This is a genomic window from Pantoea sp. Pa-EAmG (genome assembly GCF_030024295.1).
Taxonomy (GTDB): Bacteria; Pseudomonadota; Gammaproteobacteria; order Enterobacterales; family Enterobacteriaceae; genus Pantoea; species Pantoea dispersa.
Genome location: NZ_JASEWO010000094.1, coordinates 1 through 17939 on the forward strand (window position 1 = coordinate 1; position 17939 = coordinate 17939).

Annotated in this window: 16 protein-coding genes; 5 read left to right on the top strand and 11 right to left on the bottom strand. The window is 59.3% G+C overall.

The window, feature by feature from the left end; genetic code table 11:
• Window positions 1-261: 261 nt before the first annotated feature.
• Entirely contained in the window at window positions 262-1353 is a 1092-nt protein-coding gene (gene chaA / locus QMM04_RS13460) for a sodium-potassium/proton antiporter ChaA (protein WP_021508693.1), read from the bottom strand.
• A gap of 369 nt (window positions 1354-1722) precedes the next feature.
• On the opposite strand from chaA, the gene chaB reads away from it, so the two are divergent.
• The gene (chaB, locus tag QMM04_RS13465; protein WP_021313035.1) at window positions 1723-1953 is read left to right on the top strand and encodes a putative cation transport regulator ChaB; all 231 of its coding nucleotides are present in this window, start codon (window positions 1723-1725) and stop codon (window positions 1951-1953) included.
• 238 nt (window positions 1954-2191) lie between these two features.
• Entirely contained in the window at window positions 2192-2863 is a 672-nt protein-coding gene (locus QMM04_RS13470; RefSeq protein WP_021508695.1) for a gamma-glutamylcyclotransferase, read from the top strand.
• Between the two features lie 2 nt (window positions 2864-2865).
• Here QMM04_RS13470 and QMM04_RS13475 read toward each other — a convergent pair whose 3' ends face one another.
• From QMM04_RS13475 to QMM04_RS13515, 9 genes are all read right to left on the bottom strand, one after another.
• On the bottom strand, window positions 2866-4275 hold the full coding sequence (locus QMM04_RS13475) for a serine/threonine-protein kinase (protein ID WP_159378091.1): 1410 nt from the start codon (window positions 4273-4275) through the stop codon (window positions 2866-2868).
• A gap of 66 nt (window positions 4276-4341) precedes the next feature.
• Complete coding sequence (locus QMM04_RS13480) at window positions 4342-5292, bottom strand: hypothetical protein (RefSeq protein WP_058757494.1); 951 nt, start codon at window positions 5290-5292, stop codon at window positions 4342-4344.
• 14 nt (window positions 5293-5306) lie between these two features.
• Window positions 5307-6083, bottom strand: a complete 777-nt coding sequence (locus QMM04_RS13485; protein WP_058757495.1) for a PP2C family serine/threonine-protein phosphatase — start codon at window positions 6081-6083, stop codon at window positions 5307-5309.
• Window positions 6080-7210, bottom strand: coding sequence for a type VI secretion system-associated FHA domain protein TagH (gene tagH / locus QMM04_RS13490; RefSeq protein WP_166711638.1), 1131 nt, complete (start codon window positions 7208-7210; stop codon window positions 6080-6082). The genes QMM04_RS13485 and tagH overlap by 4 nt, the downstream gene beginning before the upstream one ends.
• A 33-nt stretch (window positions 7211-7243) precedes the next feature.
• Window positions 7244-7942: a type VI secretion system-associated protein TagF gene (gene tagF / locus QMM04_RS13495; protein ID WP_282996347.1), complete on the bottom strand. Its 699-nt coding sequence runs from the start codon at window positions 7940-7942 to the stop codon at window positions 7244-7246.
• Window positions 7943-7955: 13 nt separating this feature from the next.
• Window positions 7956-10070, bottom strand: a complete 2115-nt coding sequence (gene tssM, locus QMM04_RS13500; protein WP_282996348.1) for a type VI secretion system membrane subunit TssM — start codon at window positions 10068-10070, stop codon at window positions 7956-7958.
• Window positions 10070-11281 (bottom strand): type IVB secretion system protein IcmH/DotU, encoded by a 1212-nt coding sequence (gene icmH / locus QMM04_RS13505; protein WP_058780675.1) that lies wholly within the window; start codon window positions 11279-11281, stop codon window positions 10070-10072. Before icmH ends, tssM begins: the two co-directional genes overlap by 1 nt.
• Before the next feature lie 85 nt (window positions 11282-11366).
• Complete coding sequence (locus QMM04_RS13510) at window positions 11367-11858, bottom strand: hypothetical protein (protein ID WP_021509952.1); 492 nt, start codon at window positions 11856-11858, stop codon at window positions 11367-11369.
• 179 nt (window positions 11859-12037) lie between these two features.
• Window positions 12038-12334 (bottom strand): hypothetical protein, encoded by a 297-nt coding sequence (locus QMM04_RS13515; RefSeq protein ID WP_150057867.1) that lies wholly within the window; start codon window positions 12332-12334, stop codon window positions 12038-12040.
• 163 nt (window positions 12335-12497) lie between these two features.
• Between QMM04_RS13515 and flhB the strand changes: the two genes are divergently transcribed.
• From flhB to QMM04_RS13530, 3 genes are read left to right on the top strand one after another with little or no spacing between them, the layout of a single operon-like run.
• On the top strand, window positions 12498-13649 hold the full coding sequence (flhB, locus tag QMM04_RS13520; RefSeq protein ID WP_021509953.1) for a flagellar biosynthesis protein FlhB: 1152 nt from the start codon (window positions 12498-12500) through the stop codon (window positions 13647-13649).
• Window positions 13642-15729 (top strand): flagellar biosynthesis protein FlhA, encoded by a 2088-nt coding sequence (gene flhA / locus QMM04_RS13525; protein WP_125310400.1) that lies wholly within the window; start codon window positions 13642-13644, stop codon window positions 15727-15729. Before flhB ends, flhA begins: the two co-directional genes overlap by 8 nt.
• An 8-nt stretch (window positions 15730-15737) precedes the next feature.
• The gene (locus QMM04_RS13530; RefSeq protein ID WP_282996350.1) at window positions 15738-16136 is read left to right on the top strand and encodes a flagellar protein FlhE; all 399 of its coding nucleotides are present in this window, start codon (window positions 15738-15740) and stop codon (window positions 16134-16136) included.
• A 50-nt stretch (window positions 16137-16186) separates the two neighbouring features.
• On the opposite strand, the gene argS is transcribed toward QMM04_RS13530, so the two are convergent.
• A complete protein-coding gene (gene argS, locus QMM04_RS13535) occupies window positions 16187-17917 on the bottom strand; it encodes an arginine--tRNA ligase (RefSeq protein ID WP_241798679.1) in 1731 nt (576 codons plus the stop codon).
• Window positions 17918-17939 lie beyond the last annotated feature (22 nt).

Sequence of the window (17939 nt, forward strand, 5' to 3'; positions counted from 1 at the left end):
GCTTAATTTTTAGCAAATAGCTGGCAGGGCCAGATGTGCTAACGGCTGTTATTAAGCCGTAAAGATATCTCTATCCAGGTGCGCATAAATGCGCACCCTACATTGTACGGTCGCCGTTCATGACGACCGATTCACCTGATGCACATGAATGCGCACCCTGCGCTGTAGGGTCGCCATTTATGGCGACCGTTTCACCTGATGAGCATCAAGGCGCACCCTGCGCTGTAGGGTCGCCATTCATGGCGACCACTTCATTTAACATCACAGCATAATTGTCAGCAGATAGCCGGCAAACAGGGCCAGATGCGCTGCGCCGTTGAGCACGTTGGTGCGGCCAGTGGAGAACGAGATGTGGCACAGAATCAGCACCGCGCTCATCACCACCATATGCGGCGGCTCAAGGCCGAAAATCAATTGCTGACCGGTCAGGGTGGCGATAATGGTCACCGTCGGCACCGTCAATGAAATGGTGGCCAGCACCGAACCGAAAAACAGGTTCATCGCGCGCTGCACCTGATTCATCAGCACCGCCTTGATTGCGCCCAGACCTTCCGGCGACAGAATCAGCAGCGCGACGAGGAAACCGGTAAACTGCTCCGGCGCGTTCATTTCAGTGAGCAGCATTTCCAGCGAGTTGGCGTTCATCTTCGTCACGCTGATCACCGCGATCAGATGCACAATCAGCCACGCGGTGTGCCACAGCGAGCTGTGCGCGGAAGGCTTACCGTGGTGCGGGTCGCCATCATCGCTCTCGTCTTCATGCTCGTAAACAAACAGGCTCTGGTGGGTTTTGGTCTGAATCAGCAGGAACACGCCGTACATCGCCGCAGAGATCGCCGCAATAATCAGCGCCTGCGCGGTGGTGAAATTGCCGCCGGGCAGGGCATTGGGAAACACCAGCACCAGAATCGCCAGCGGGAAAATGGCGATCATGTACTGCTTTACGCCGGCCAGGTTAACGTACTGGGTGGCAAATTTACGCCCGCCAAGCAGCAGGGCACAGCCCACCAGTCCGGCGGTAACGATCATGATGATGGAGTAGAGCGTATCGCGCATCAGCGCGGGCGCTGCATCGCCGGTCGCCATCAGCGCCGAAATCAGGCTCACTTCCAGAATGACCACTGACAGGCTGAGGATCAGCGAGCCGTAGGGTTCACCTAACCGGTGCGCCAGAACGTCGGCGTGACGTACTACGCTGAAGGCGCTGCTTAAAATCGCTACCAGCGCCAGCAGATTGATGCCGATTACCGGCAGAAGCGCTGTCTGGCCGCCAAAAAAGCTCAGCACCGCCAGCGCCAGAATCGGGAAAATCAGCGAATACTCGCTGTGTCGGGTCTTCTCATGTCCAGCCATGCGCCATCCTCTTCGGCAAAAAGAACAAAAACAGGCAATTGCTGCCTGATAAATATAGTGACTCATCTGACGAAGCGCAGTGTAACTTTTCACCACTGCTCACGCAGATTTTTTACGCGTTTTTACTTTTTGTCATTTTTCTCTGAAAGAAGCGAAATTCGCGTTAATCAGCGAATTAACCCTTTTCATCAGCAGGTTAATGTTGCGTGTTTCTCATCTATCCTGCGTAAAAGGAGGAAGAACAGAACTGAATTATCTGGCCTTATCCTCACTACCCGCCTTTTTTGCTGGCAGAAGTATGAAATAGCAGGTTTGCGTTTTTGCCGTTCTCTTCCAGACTTATACAGGGAACCTGAAACAGGAGGAACTATGCCTTATTCATCGAACCGGGAACTGCCGGACAGCGTGCGCCACGTGCTGCCGGGCCATGCGCAAACCATCTACCAAAAGGCGTTTAACAGCGCCTGGGATCAGTATAAAGATGAAGACGATCGTCGCGGTGATGAATCGCGCGAGCAGGTGGCACACAAAGTCGCCTGGGCGGCGGTCAAAAAAGAGTACGCCAAAGGCGAGGACGACAAGTGGCATCCTAAACACTAGCTCCCGCGCGGGCCACTGCGGCCCGCTTCACACTTCTCCGCGCTTCGTTCAAGAATCCTGCCAGGCAGCCGATGCTATTTACAGATAATTTCCCCTTTGTGATCGGGGTCAATCTTGAAACGTTTATGGCAAATGCATTACTGTCTTGTCTTAAGTCGACGCCGCGGGCGCCGCCTGTAAAATCGCAGATTCAGGGAGCCATAACGACAGGAAGGTCAGCGCAGTAGAGGAGATCGCAGTGTTAACCCGGGAATTCTTACTAAAAGCGGATTGCAAAACTTCATTTGGTGATATTGACGAAGCGCTGCTGTGGAGCTGTGAGAAGCGCGCGGCGTCGCTCTGCGCCACGCTTGCCTGTCGTCCCGATCAAAGCCCGGTGTGGATCTTCGGCTACGGTTCCCTGATGTGGAACCCGGTTTTTGAAGCGGAAGAGGTGGCGACCGGACGGCTTGAGGGCTGGCATCGTGCCTTTTGCCTGCGGCTGACCGCCGGACGCGGCACCGTTGCCGCACCAGGACGGATGCTGGCGCTGAAAGAGGGCGGTTCTACCAGCGGTCTGGCGTTTCGCCTGCCGGAAGCGCGCCTGCATGAAGAACTTGAGCTGCTGTGGAAACGGGAAATGATCACCGGCTGCTATCTGCCCACCTGGTGTGAACTAACGCTGGAGGATGGCCGCACGGTTACGGCGCTGGTGTTTATCATGGATCCGCGTCATCCGCTGTATGAAGCCGACTCCTGCCGCAGCACCATTGCTCCGCTGATCGCTCAGGCCAGCGGCCCGCTCGGCAGCAACGCGCAGTATCTGTTCTCGCTGGAACAGGAGCTGGGCAAACGCGGTATGCAGGAAGAGGCGTTAACGCGCCTTGCGGCCGAAGTGCGCGCGCTGCAGCAGAGCGCCGCGCGCGGCTAACCTCAATTACCCGGATTAATCAGCCAGGTGCCCGGCTGGTTAATCGTCAGCATCTGGCTGCGCACCTGGCTGCCGTGATGCACTTCAATACGATAGCTGCCTGCCGCCAGATTCAGTGAGGCGAAACCGCTGCTGGCGGGTTTCACATCCTTCGCTTCACCGTTCAGCACGATATTTTCCCCTGCCTGTAACTGCAGGTAAACCGTCGCCATGGTTGGCGCGCTGCTGGCGGGCGCGCTGCCCGCTATTGGCGTCGCCGCCGGGGCGCTGCTGGCCGCCACCGGCGGTGCGTCGCTCGGGCGATTGGCTTTCCACACTACGACCATCACGGCAAGCAACGCCACGGCAGCGGCAGCGAGCAGGGCGGGCGACAGACGGCGCACATTGCGTGGCGTCACCGGTTCAATCGCGGCGGCAGCATGATTAACCGCCATTACCTGCGGTTCCGGCACGGCCGCTACCGACTCGGGCGCGGACTGGCTCTCCACCGGGAAGGTCGTCACCAGCGCTTCGACATCGCTCACCGGCAGATCGATCAGCCGGGCAAAAGCATCAATACTCTGTGGCCGGTCTTCCGGCTTCATCGCCAGCGCGCAGTCGATCGCGTGCAGCAGCGGCAGCGAATACCCCTCAGGCTTGCGCTCCACCAGCGGCTGGTAGTTATCTTCAATGCAGCGCACCACGCTGACCGGCGGCGCGTGGCCGGTGATCAGCGTATGCAGCACCGCGCCCAGCGCGTAGATATCGGTCCAGGGTCCCTGTTCGACTTCTCCCTCTTCGCTGTACTGCTCAATTGGCGCGAAGCCCGGCTTGAGCATGATCTCGGTTTCATCCGACAGGTTGCCAATCTCTTTGCGCGCCGAGCCAAAGTCGAGCAGCACCGGCAGCTGATTTTCCTGAATCTGAATGTTATCGAGCGAAATATCACGATGCAGGTAACCGGCGGTGTGAATGGTGTTGATGGCACCAAACAGCGGCGGTAACAGACGGCGAATCCACGCTTCGTCAATGCTGTCCGGGCTGGTGAGCTGCCACTCTTTCAGCGTCATGCCGCTGTAATAGAGCGTGCCCATGTAAGCCGTGCCGTTCTCTTCCCAGAAGCGCAGGACGTGCAGCAGACCGGGATGATTGAAACGCGCCAGCAGCCGTGCCTCCTGAATAAAGCTGTTGCGTCCGGCATTAAACAGTTTCTGGAAGCGCTCGCCGCGCAGTTCCAGCGCCAGATCCGCACCGCGTACCGCCAGCGACACCGGCATGTACTCTTTGATGGCGATGGTGCGTTCCAGCTGATGATCCCAGGCGCGATAGACAATGCCAAAGCCGCCGCCGCCGATCACTTCCTTGATTTCAAACTCGTTAAACCGGTAGCCCGCAGGCAGGGCATTGGGGGTATGATTTTCGTTTGCCGACATAGTGAGCTCTCTGAACACGTCCTGTAGCGCCCCGTCACGCCGGTGACGGCGGGCAACAACCGCTAATTAATTAATGTTACGCCAGGCACCAATTGCCGGATCGGCCAGATCGGCATGCAGGGTGTCAATCAGTAACACAGTCACTTTTTGCTGTGGCATAAACTGCGGCGACCAGATGCCGCGTAAGCTATCAACCCGCGATTTCACCGCTTCGCTATCCGTGCCGGTGTTTTTATCCATTTTAATCAGCAGCGTGCCGCTGAAACGCCAGACGTGCTGCTGAGCATCAAACGGCAGCACCAGCCAGCTATCACTGGCATCGGGCCGCGTGACAATCATGCGCTGTTTGTTCACCGCTACTACCTCCAGCGGCGTGCGGGTCAGCGTAAGATCGGCGATGGGATAACCCTGCAGGAAGGTTACCGTCTGGCTGCGCGTTTTGCCGTCACTCAGCAGCGTCATCGCCGCCGGACCTTCCAGCCAGCCCTCGGTTGAGCAATGCTGCTGCGGGTTCTCAGGGATAAACAGCGAACCGCCGTTTTCATCCCACCAGGTACGGAAATGGCAGCCGCCGGGCAGGGCGAAGTGCTGCAGCGGCGTGCTGTCGGCCGGACGCGATAAATCCAGCGGCGCTGCGGTATTGGCGCTGGCGCTGGCGGTCGCGTCATTAAGGATGATTGGCCGCCAGTTCTGCAGTTTTGCCGCGCTGCCGTTAGCCAGCACGCTGCCCTCTTTGCTGGTCATCTGCCAGGGGATCTCATCCAACAGGCCGCACTGGTTCGCCAGCAGCGTACCGACGCGCGGCAGGAAGCTGGTAAGAATGCTGGTGTCGCTGCTTTTACCGGACACGATGCGCAGCGGCAGCGTCTCTTTACACCAGTCGTCGGGCGCATTACTGGCAACGTTATCGATATAGACTTCCAGCGACAGGCTGGGCGAGTAGACCACCCGGTAATCTTCCGCCTGCGCATTCAGGGCCAGTAACAGGGCGGCAACGCCCGGCAACCACAGTTTCATAATGATCCTTGCAATCAATAACGTGACGGCAGAAAACGTGCCGCATCAGCCTGGGAATAAAGCAGCGTCGCGTCCTGCGGTTCGCCAATCCAGATTGCCAGAGCGCTGAGATTGTCGCTTTTAACACTGCGGTTTACGGCCTGTTCCATCAATGCCAGCCACTCTTCGCAGGCGTTCACCATGCGCAGTGCCTGTTCCATTTCGTCGGTGGTGAGGTTGAGCCAGAAACCGTCGGTACAGACCAGAAATGCGTCACCATCGGTCAGCTCAATCACCTCGCTGAAGGTGGCCGGTCGGGCCGGCTCAATACCCAGCGCATTATAAAGTAAATTACTGTTAATGCCGGTATTTTCATAGCCGGCTTCGCGCAGCTGCTGCGCCAGACTGTGGTCACGCGTCACCTGATGCAGCACCCCGTGGCGGAAGTGATAAACCCGGCTATCACCGGCGTGCGCCCACCATGCGCGCTGCGTTGTGCGGTCAATAAACAGGGCGGCAAGGGTGGTGCTCATGCGCGAAAAATTCGGATTGTTCCCCTGGGCGCTGACCAGCGTTTGCTGACACTTTTCTATCGCCGCGCGTGTACTCTCCGGCGTGAACGTGTCGTTTTGCTGCAGCTGCGTCAGCAGGGTATCGCGCACCAGCTGGGCCGCATAATCGCCGCCGGGCAGACCGGCCACGCCGTCGCATACCAGAAAACAGGCTTTCTGTTCATCGACTTCGGCACCGGTGCGATCCTGGTTTTCGTCACGCATACCCTGCTGGCAGCGGCTGGCAAACTTCATCTTCATGCGTCTTCGGTCCGCGTCTGGGAATCTTTGTACTGATTCACTTCCATGTCGTAGGCATGCAGAAAGGCTTCACCAAACAGGGTGTGGAAGTCATCTTCAATCTCGCCCGCAGTGCGCTGATAGTGACGGAGAAAATAGTCCCACAGCGCCGCTTTACGTCCGCCGCTGAACGGCATCTTAGGCAGCACGCCGTCTTTGCGCGCTTCCTCTTCCAGACGCTGCGGATTAAACGACTGCAGCATCGCGGCAATGATGGCGCGAATGCCGGCAATCATCCCCAGCTGATGCGCCTGTAAATCCACCAGCGCATCGCGCACCGCTGCTTCCGGTGGCATAAAGCCAGGCATCTGGCTCTGGTACATCTGCATCAGCACGGTTTTGCCGGAAGGCAGAATTTTAAACGGGTTATTGGCTTCGTTAAGGATCATCGTCATGTCGGCTTTCACGCCGCGCTTGAGGATGGAGCGCGAAGAGAGCAGGGCAACCGTACCCTGCGAAAACAGGCTGAGCATACGGCCGGTGACGCGCATCTGCTCTTCGGTGATCGGCGTCTGGTGACCATTATTCAGGCCCATACCTTCCAGCAGCGCGGCGATCAGTTTGTCCTGATCGGCGCCCGGCAGCACGGCTGGCATCACGGGCGCATCGCTTTGCGGATCGATCGCCAGGCGCGCGTCCGGGCGGCGTTCGTGACGCGGACTGTCACTCTGCGGCAGGACTTCCGGTTCCGGCACGCTTTCGTCCTGCTGCATACCCAGCGGATCGGCGGCGCTGTCAGCAAAAAACGCCAGTGGATCATCCTGCGGTGCGTTCTGACACGCCGGGTCACACACTTCAAGGCCATATTCGCCAATCTGCAGCGTATCGCCGTGGCGCAGCCGCACCTGCGAGCCGCGCTGTAGCGCCACGCCGTTCAGCACCACTGAAGTGACGCTGCCCTGGTTGGTCAGGCGGCACTCGCCGTCTGGCGACAGGTGCACCAGCGCCTGCAGGCGCGAAATAGCGCGCGATTCGTCGGGCAGCACCAGGTCGTTATCCTGGCTGCGGCCAATGGTCCCGCCAGGCGGGCTAAACGCGACGGTTTTGGCGGGCACATCCGTATTGCACTGCACAATGGTAAATTGCATGAGTCATCCCGTTAACAAGGCAAGCGCACTGGCCTACTCAAACATCGGTGGATAGAGGCCATTACGTCCCGGCTGGGCACCCGCCGCCGGGTTAAACAATAACGAAAAAAGTTGCGCGGTGAGCGGGCCACTGTGTTTATGCGTGGCGTGGGCAAAGCCGTCACTGCGATTACTCCACCAGTAGCTAATGTGCTGTTGGGGATCAAAACGGTCGGCCACTTCACGCCAGCTCAGGGTGCAGGGCAAATCGTCAAAACCAATCACATCCATGATGTCGCTGCGCTGCTTATCCGGCAGCAGCAGCGGAGCCAGCTGTTGAATCTGCGTCTCCAGCGCGTCCGGGCTGTGGCGATCGCGCACCGCCTGCCACAGCAGCGCGCCGAGTTCCTGATACCAGTCGCCGGAGATCGCCAGCTGTGAAGCATGCCACGCGCTGAGCGGAATGCTGTACAGCGCCAGCAGCGGCCACGCACGGCCGACGCGATCGCACGAGGGCAGCAGACAGCCCAGCTGCACCTGCTGGCGCAGCGGCGATAGCGGCAGGACAAAATTCCATACCGGCGCGCGTAAAAACTGTTGCGTACTGGCCTCTTCCTGCTGATGCCAGTGGATTAAGCCTTGTTGAAACCAGTGGCTCCACGGCGTCACCGTGGCTTCACTGAGCCGCTGGCGCAGAAAATCACCGGTGGCCGGTAATTTGCCATACCAGCCCGGCGCGGTGTAACTCGCCATGGTTACCTCACCATTACTCACTGTGTCCGGTCAATCGCTGCGATACGGTGTGTGGCGCAACCGCCAGCATACGGCCATTCTGACCGGCATTTTTCAGATTTTCCGCAAGCTTACGCATCATCAGCGCATTGTCGCGCGCATAAGGCGACGACTGAATCTGCTGATCGAGCAGCTGGCTCAGGTGCCAGTCAAGCTGCTGCAGATCGCGCGCGCTGACATTGTCCGGCAGCGTGCGCTGCAGATTTTGCATCAGCCAGCCGCGCAGAAATTCGCCGTCGTAGTTACGCGGCTGATACAGCATCTGATAAGCGCGCAGCGCATTGCGGCTGTAGTCATTGTCGGTGCCGGGATCGTCACGCAGCAGGTTGGTGATTTGCTGGGCCACGCGCGGCAGCAGTAAAGACTTAAGCGCATTTTGATAAAGCACCCATGCGGCATCGCTCACCTGGTTACCGCGATACAGTCCAGCGCGCATGGTAAGCGGTGGATTGTCGAGAGAAAAATGCACCGACAGCGGCAGTTTCACCAGGTTATTTAAGAAGGGTAGCAGATCAAAAATATTATCGGCTGGCTGATGAATAACCTGCTGACTTTGCGCGGTAATCGGCCCGATACGCGCCGCGACCTGATCGAGATAACGCTGATTCTGTACGTAGCTGGTGAGCCACAAACCGGAGAGCAGCACCAGCGCGCCGGTGAGCGCGCCGTAACCGATCCAGTGCAGCAGTCGGTTACGATACTCCCAGTGACGGTTGCTGCCGGCAAGGCCGCTTTCGCGGAACACCAGGTCGCTCAGCAGGTCGCGAATAAAGAAGCTCTGGCCTTTGGTACCCGGAATCGGATTGCTGCGGTTAACGCTGTCCCACGCGGCAAGGCTCGACTCGCCGGTGTGTGGCAGCTGTAGCTTACGGTTGAGTTCGCCCATGATGCGGTCAAACGGCAGGCCTTCCTGGGTACCGCTGGTGAAGAACAGGCCGCGCGCCGACCAGGCAATCTCATCTTCATGGCGGGAAAACACCACGTCGAGATATTCGTTGAGTAACGGACGCAGCGAACTGAACTCCTGCGGGAACAGGAAGCTGTCGGCGCGCTGGGTGAGATCGCGCTCGCCGGCCATCACGTCGGCCAGCTGCTGCTGCAGACGCTGCTCCAGCTGCTGAAAGCGCTCGCTAAAGCTGCGGTGCCAGTCATCTTTATGCGGCTTGCCCGGTTCCCACGGGAAGGTGAAGCCCCAGATGGCATCGCGCTGTGGCTTACTCAGGTTGCCGTAAAAGCTCATAAACCCTTTCAGCAGGTCGGTTTTGGTGACCATCACATACACCGGGAAGTGAATGCCGGTTTGCTGATGCAGCTCAACCATGCGGCTGCGCAGCGCGCTGGCCTGGGCGTGACGTGCCTCAGCGGAGTCGGTCAGCAGGTCGGCCACGCTGATGGTCATGATCACGCCGTTGATCGGCTGGCGCGTGCGGTAGCGCTTTAGCAATTTAATGAAGTTATGCCACTCGGCACCGTCGCGCGCGCGCTGGCTCTCCTGCAGTGCGTAACGGCCCGCGGTGTCGATTAAGACTGCGCTGTCGGTGAACCACCAGTCGCAGTGACGCGTGCCGCCGACGCCGCGTACCGCCTCTTTGCCGAGGCTGTCGGTTAACGGAAACTCCAGGCCAGCATTCAGCAGCGCGGTGGTTTTACCGGCGCCGGGCGCGCCTATCATCACGTACCACGGCAACTGATACAGATAGTTACTCTGAAAACGCGCCAGCCAGCTTTTCTGATGCCGGCGACCAAACTGGGTGCGTTTCAGCCGCAGCGCCGCTTCGCTGAAGCGCTGGGTCAGCAGCGTCTCGGTCGCCTGGCGATCGGACGCTTCTTCGTGGCTCATTTCCTGCAGGCGATTGAGCAGTTTGCTGTTAAACCAGCCGCGCCAGATGGCGGGAATAAACTGGAACAGCACCCAGCAGAAATAGAGCAGACCTACCGCCAGCTGGCGCGGGAATACCGGCTCCAGTGGACGGGTATCGCCCCAGCTCCACAGCGGACCGAGCATCCACAGCACGCAGCTCAGCGCCGTGACGCCAATCAGGCCCCACAGCAGGCGATGGGTTAACAGATGTTGGAGTGATGCGCGCATCACTGGCCTCCCTGATGATTGCCGAGGGTTTCCGGTGCCGCAAACAGGGTGATCTCCACCCGGCGATTGCGGGCGCGGTTTTCATTGCTGTCATTGGGTAAGAGCGGATTGCTGTCGCCACGGCCTTCGGCTTTAACGCTGTGACCGTCCGCCAGCTGCGTATTCAGCAGTTGCGTAACGGCACGGGCACGAGCGAAGGAGAATTCATAGCTGGAGGCGAAACGGCCATCCACCGGACGATTATCGGTATAGACCGATACCAGCACCGTGCCTTTTACCGTCTTCATCGCGCTGGCCACGTGCGCCAGCAGCGCGCGGCCAACCTGGTTTACCACCGTACCGTCCGGCGCAAACAGCTTGTCCGCAGGGATGATCACCTTGCTGCCAAAGGCACCGTCGCTCACTTCCAGCTGGCCTGCGGCAATCACGTCGTTAAGACGCTGATGCAGATCGAGCAGCGCCTGCGGTGAGGTGGGGCGGCGGCCCGGCATGATTTGCGGCAGCGGGGTTTGATAGATGGCGCGCAGCAGCGGTTCGGCCGCATTGCCCAGCCGCCAGTTGAGCCCGCTGTAGATCAGACAGGCAATGAGCGTAGCCAGCGTGACGCAGGCCCACAGTGGCACCATTGGCCGCGTCAGGGTGCTGACCAGCGGATGTACTTCCACCAGCGGCGCGCGCGGTGGTGTCGCCGGGCGGGTTTCCGTAATCAGCTGCGCCAGCCGTTTACGGATGCCTTCACACTGTGCGCGTCCGCTGTCGCTGCCGCGATAGCGCCCTTCGTAGCCCAGCAGCAGGCAGTAGTGAATCACTTCCAGCAGCCATAAATGCTGCTGCGGGCTTTGCGACACGCGCGACAGCAGCTGGAACACTTTTTCGCCGCCCCAGCTTTCGTTATGAAAGGTCACCAGCATGCCGTTGCCGGACCAGACGCCGCGCGTGCCCCAGGGGGTTTGCGCCGCCGCTTCGTCCAGCACGCTACACAGGCAGTAGCGTGCACCGATGATCATCTCAAATGGCAAACCCGCCTGCTTGCAGCGTTGCTCGAACTGGCGGATCTCTTCAATCAGCAGCTGACGCAGGCCGGCGGGATCGTCGTGCGTCGCCGCCTGCCGTATACGCACGACGGCATTCAGAATCGGTGCTGCGGCATTCAGCAAAAGGTTATCGTTGCCCGCGACAATGCCATCGCGGGCAAGGGAGTCCTGAGTCATTAAATCTCGATTATCCTGGCAATAACGGAACGGTTAGCCCGCAAAGCAGCGGTGTGCTGCGGGCAATATGCGCCGGATTGCATCATCAGTCTAAGATCCAGGTCGCGGTATCATTGGTGCGGCATGCTTTACTGGCGCCGCCCACGGCCACGCAGACCTGTTTAGTACGACGGGGACGCGGCCGGTCGCTGCGCAGCGTGGCATCATAGCGGCTGCTCTCCACGCCAGCTTTGGGGGGCACGTAGCCAATCAGCTGACCGCTGGGTTCTTCTGCAATCGCCAGCCAGTTGTGCTCGACGCGACCCAGCACCTCAAAGGTTTGGGCGTTATCCAGATAACGGACCACTTTGCCGCCGTAATCCGGCAGGGTCATCACAGAGGCGGCATACAGCGCGCGAAAGCTCTCATTCACCGGGGTAAATTCACCGGGTGCTGCCACTGCATGACGATGAACCAGTTTTACGCCGTTCACTTCGCTGGTGACCAGGGTGTCATCCGTCACGGGCGGTGGAGGCGCTTTACATCCCGCCAGCGTTAAAGCCGCCAGCAGCGTTAGCAAGAGACTCTTATTCACCATGATCCTCAAATTTTCATCAGTGTCGCTGCAGAGTTGTATCCGGCACGCACTCAGCGGGCGGGCAGATTATGCAGTGAGAAGGCCACTAAAAAACAGTCAAATTACAGAAAGATAGTGCTGACTTAAGTCTACCTAAGACTTTTGAGAATTCAAACCATTGCACCGCGGCAAATCCCGTGCTACCGGGCGAAAAAACGCCTTAACGGCACGCCGCGATAGTTCTGGCTGGGACGATAGATAAGCTGCATTAATTTATTTGCGTAAGCAAGCGCGGCTGGTGTGCGGCGCGACATTTGCCCCCTGATGGTGCTTAAGGGAATTGGTAAATAAGATTTATCTATTTTTTCAGATAAAAAAAGATTGCGCGGCGAAACAATTTTATGATTTTCGGAATTTCCGGGCGCAGCCACGTCTTTAACCCAGCCAGTCCGGCACGGCTTTTGCTTGCTCCACCACTTAACCGTATTACGCAGCAAAGGTCGCGGAACCGTTCGCTGGTGATTGGCCCGCACCAGGTTAGCGCAGGTCCTGATTTCACTTATGGCTAAATAAACCCATCTTTTTCTCGCTTAATCCGCGCTTTAGACCCGAAGGGTTTTGGCATCCTATGCTCAGAATTCCTGCCAGCTGAGGTATGTCGTGGCTGAAGAGAGCAACGAGGACAAAACAGAATCGCCCACCCCCCACCGACTTGAGAAAGCACGGCAGGAGGGGCAGATTCCGCGTTCGCGCGAGCTGACTTCGGTACTGATGCTGCTGGCCGGGCTGCTGATCATCTGGCTGGGCGGCCACAATATGGCGCAACGGCTGGCCAGCATGGTGGCCACCGGCTTCCGCTTCGACCACGGCATGGTCAACGACGATAAAATTATCGTCTCGCACATCGGCAACCTGGTGATGCAGGCGGTGATCGCGCTGCTGCCGCTGATGGCCGGGCTGGTGATCGTTGCCATCGCCGCGCCGATGATTCTGGGCGGAATCAACATCAGCGGAAAATCCATCAAATTCGATTTCAAAAAGCTCAACCCGTTACCGGGCATTGCGCGCATGTTCTCCGGTCAGACGTGGGCGGAACTGGTGAAGGCGATCCTCAAAGCGGTGCTGGTTGCGCTGGTGGCTGGCTGGTATCTGTGGAGTCACTGGCAGGAGATGCTGCGCCTGATGAGCGAATCGCCGGTGAATGCGCTGCAGCATGGCCTGTCGATGACCGCCATCAGCTGCGCGCTGGTGATGCTGGGACTAATCCCGATGGTTGGCTTTGACGTGTTCTGGCAGCTCTACAGCTACTTCAAAAAGCTGCGCATGACGCGCCAGGAAATTCGCGATGAACACAAGCAGAACGAAGGCGACCCGCACGTTAAAGGGCGTATCCGCCAGGCGATGCGTGCCGCTGCCCGCCGCCGCATGATGGCCGACGTGCCGAAGGCGGACGTCATCGTGACTAACCCGACGCACTACTCGGTGGCGCTGCAGTATCAGGAAGGCAAGATGAGCGCGCCGAAAGTGATTGCCAAAGGCGCCGGTGACATTGCCCTGCGCATTCGGGAAATCGCTAAAGAGCATCGCGTACCGATTCTGGAAGCACCGCCGCTGGCGCGTGCGCTCTATCGTCATACGGAAATTGGCCAGTTTATTCCCGGCGCGCTCTATGCCGCCGTGGCCGAAGTGCTGGCGTGGGTCTGGCAGCTGCGACGCTGGAAGCGTGAAGGCGGCCTGATTCCAAACAAACCAAAACATCTGCCGGTCCCGGCAGAGATGGACTTTGCAGGAGAGAACACCAACCATGGCTAATCTGGCCGAAAAGCTGCGTTTACCGGGCAATTTTAAAGACACGCAATGGCAGGTGCTGGCTGGTCCGGTGCTGATCATGCTGATCCTGTCGATGATGGTATTGCCGCTGCCGGCGTTCATCCTTGACCTGCTGTTTACCTTCAACATTGCGCTGTCCATCATGGTGCTGCTGGTGGCAATGTTCACCCAGCGCACGCTGGAATTCGCTGCCTTCCCGACCATTTTGCTGTTTTCAACGCTGCTGCGTCTGGCGCTGAACGTCGCCTCAACGCGTATCATCCTGCTCGAAGGGCATACGGGGGCTGATGCCGCCGGGCGTGTGGTTGAAGCCTTTGGTCACTTCCTCGTGGGCGGTAATTTCGCCATTGGTATCGTGGTATTCATCATCCTCGTGATCATCAACTTCATGGTCATCACCAAAGGTGCCGGACGTATCGCCGAAGTGGGCGCGCGTTTCGTGCTGGATGGTATGCCCGGCAAGCAGATGGCGATCGATGCCGATTTGAACGCTGGCCTGATTGGTGAAGACGAAGCCAAACGCCGGCGCGCCGAGGTGACCCAGGAAGCGGATTTCTACGGCTCGATGGACGGTGCCAGTAAGTTTGTGCGCGGCGACGCCATCGCCGGCATCCTGATCATGGTGATCAACGTGATCGGTGGTCTGCTGGTGGGCGTGGTGCAGCACGGTATGGATCTCGGCCATGCCGGGGAAACCTATACGCTGCTGACCATCGGTGACGGCCTGGTGGCGCAGATCCCGGCGCTGGTGATCTCTACCGCTGCCGGTGTCATCGTTACCCGCGTCAGCACCGATCAGGACGTCGGCGAACAGATGGTGGGCCAGCTGTTTAACAATCCGCGCGTGCTGATGCTGAGCGCCGGCGTGATTGGCCTGCTGGGCCTGGTGCCCGGCATGCCGAACTTTGTGTTCCTGCTGTTCACCGCGGCGCTGCTCGGCCTGGCCTGGTGGCTGCGCGGCCGCGAAATGCAGCCGAAGAAGCAAAGTGAAGCCTCCAGCGTGGTGAAAACGCAGGAGACGCCGGCCACGGTCGAAGCCTCGTGGACCGACGTCCAGCTGGAAGATTCGCTTGGCATGGAAGTGGGCTATCGCCTGATTCCGATGGTCGATCATCTGCAAAACGGCGAGCTGCTCGGGCGTATCCGCAGTATCCGTAAAAAGGTGGCGCAGGAGGTCGGCTTCCTGCCGCCGGTGGTGCACATTCGTGACAACATGGAGCTGCCGCCGGCGCGTTATCGCATCCTGATGAAGGGCGTGGAGATTGGCAGCGGCGATGCTTATCCGGGACGCTGGATGGCGATCAACCCGGGCACGGCGGCGGGCACGCTGCCGGGTGAAGCGACGGTTGACCCGGCGTTTGGCCTCGCGGCCATCTGGATCGACAGCGCGCTGAAAGAGCAGGCACAGATTCAGGGCTACACCGTAGTGGAAGCCAGTACCGTGGTGGCGACCCACCTTAATCACCTGATCGGCCAGTACGCCAGCGAGCTGTTTGGGCGTCAGGAAGCGCAGCAGCTGCTGGACCGCGTCACCCAGGAGATGCCAAAGCTGACGGAAGATCTGGTGCCGGGCGTCATTACCCTGACCACGCTGCACAAAGTGCTGCAAAATCTGCTGACCGAGCGCGTCTCGATCCGCGACATGCGCACCATTATCGAAACGCTGGCCGAACATGCGCCGGTGCAGAACGATCCGCAGGAACTGACCAGCGTGGTACGCGTCGCGCTGGGCCGTGCGATTACCCAGCAGTGGTTCCCGGGCAACGGCGAAGTGCAGGTGATTGGACTGGATGCCACACTGGAACGTCTGCTGCTGCAGGCGCTGCAGGGCGGTGGCGGTCTGGAACCGGGTCTTGCCGATCGGCTGCTGATGCAGGCGCAGGCCGCGCTGCAGCAGCAGGAGATGACCGGTGCGCCGCCGGTGCTGCTGGTTAACCATCCGCTGCGGGCGCTGCTGGCGCGCTTCCTGCGCCGCAACCTTCCGCAGCTGGTGGTGCTGTCCAATATGGAGCTGACCGATAACCGGCAGATCCGCATGACTGCAACCATAGGCGGCAAATAATGCGCGGCGTGACGCTCTCATGGCTGCTGGCAGCGCTGCTGGCGCTGCCGCTAAAGGGCCAGGCCGCCAGCGGCGCGTGGCAAGCCAGCGCCAGCGGCCCGAGCCTCGGCGTGCGCGGCAACTGGCTGCTGTCGCCGGCGCTTAAAGCGCCCTCGGCGGCTGCAGGGACTATTTCGCTGGTGAACTGGCGCTACACGCTGAGCCGACCGGCGCCATCCGGTCTGGTGGTGCGGCTGTGCGCCAGTCAGCGCTGCGTGGAGCTGGACGGCGCCAGTGGCAGCACGCGCGGCCTCGCCAACGTGGCAGCCGATGAAACGCTGCATCTGGCTTTCGGATTTCAGGGGCAGGGCGCGTTGCCGCCCGGCCTGCGGGTGGTGAGCAGTGAAGTGATGGTCAATTACCAATAGCAAATCGCCAATAGCCAATAAAAAACCCGCCGCAGCGGGTTTTTTTAAGCTTACATTCGCTCGACGGTTTTGATGCCCAGCGTATCCAGCCCCTGCTTCAGGGTTTTCGCCGTCAGCGCCGCCAGCTGCAGGCGGCTGTTGCGTACGTTTTCCTCTTCGGCGGAGAGAATCGGGCAGTGCTCATAGAAGCCCGAGAACAGACCGGCCAGATCGTACAGATAAGCACACATCACGTGCGGGGTGCCATCGCGCGCGACCTGGGTGATCGTCTCTTCAAACTGCAGCAGACGGGTCGCCAGCAGCGCTTCGCGCTCGTCAGTCAGGATGATATCACCGTGCAGGCTGTCTGCCTCAATGCCCGCTTTACGGAATACTGAGAGCACACGCGTGTAGGCATACTGCATGTACGGCGCGGTGTTGCCTTCAAACGCCAGCATGTTGTCCCAGTCGAAGATGTAATCGGTGGTGCGGCTTTTCGACAGGTCGGCGTATTTCACCGCGCCGATGCCGACCACTTCCGCCAGCTCTTTCAGCTCTGCCGCGCTCATCTCCGGATTCTTCTCGCTGACCAGCGCATGGGCGCGCTCAACGGCTTCATCCAGCAGATCGGAGAGTTTGATGGTGCCACCGCTGCGCGTCTTGAACGGACGGCCATCTTTGCCCAGCATCATGCCGAACGCATGGTGCTCCAGCGGCACTGACTCCGGCACATAGCCCGCTTTGCGCACGATGGTCCACGCCTGCTGCAGATGCTGATGCTGGCGGGAATCGATGTAGTACAGCACGCGATCGGCATGCAGCGTTTCATAGCGATATTTGGCGCAGGCGATATCGGTGGTGGTGTAGAGATAGCCGCCATCCTTCTTCTGGATGATCACGCCCATCGGTTCACCTTCCTTGTTTTTGAACTCATCAAGGAAAACCACGGTGGCGCCTTCGCTGGTCACCGCCAGCCCTTTTTCGCGCAGATCGGTGACGATGCCCGGCAGCATGTCGTTATACAGGCTTTCACCCATCACATCCTTACGCGTCAGGGTGACGTTAAGGCGGTCATACACCTGCTGGTTCTGACTCATGGTGATATCCACCAGCTTCTTCCACATGGCGCGGCAATATTCGTCGCCACCCTGCAGTTTCACCACGTAACCGCGGGCGCGCTCGGCGAAGGCTTCGTCTTCGTCATAGGTGCGTTTCGCTTCGCGGTAGAAGGCTTCCAGATCAGCCAGCGCGATATCTTCATGATGCTCGTTCTGCTGCTTCTCCAGATAGGCGATCAGCATGCCAAACTGTGTACCCCAGTCACCGACGTGATTAGCGCGGATGACGTGATGGCCGAGGAACTCCTGGGTGCGTACTGCGGCATCACCGATGATGGTGGATCGCACGTGACCGACATGCATCTCTTTCGCCACGTTGGGCGCCGAGTAGTCAATCACGATAGTCTGAGGTGTCACTTCGCTGACGCCCAGGCGTGGCAGCTGCAGCGCCTGCGCGGCCTGCTGTGCCAGCCACTGGCGGTCGAGGAAGATGTTGATAAAGCCGGGACCGGCGATGTCGACTTTGCTGGCGATGCCAGCCAGATCCAGATGCTGAACTACCTGCTCAGCCAGCTGGCGCGGCACCTGACCGAGCTTTTTCGCCACGGCCATGATACCGTTCGCCTGGTAATCGCCGAACTGCACTTTTGCAGACTGACGAACCTGCGGTTCGCAATCGGCCGGTGCGCCTGCCGCCACCATCGCCTGACTGACTTTATCGGAAAGAAGAGCCTGAATATTCACCGCGTTACCTTCATATGCTGAA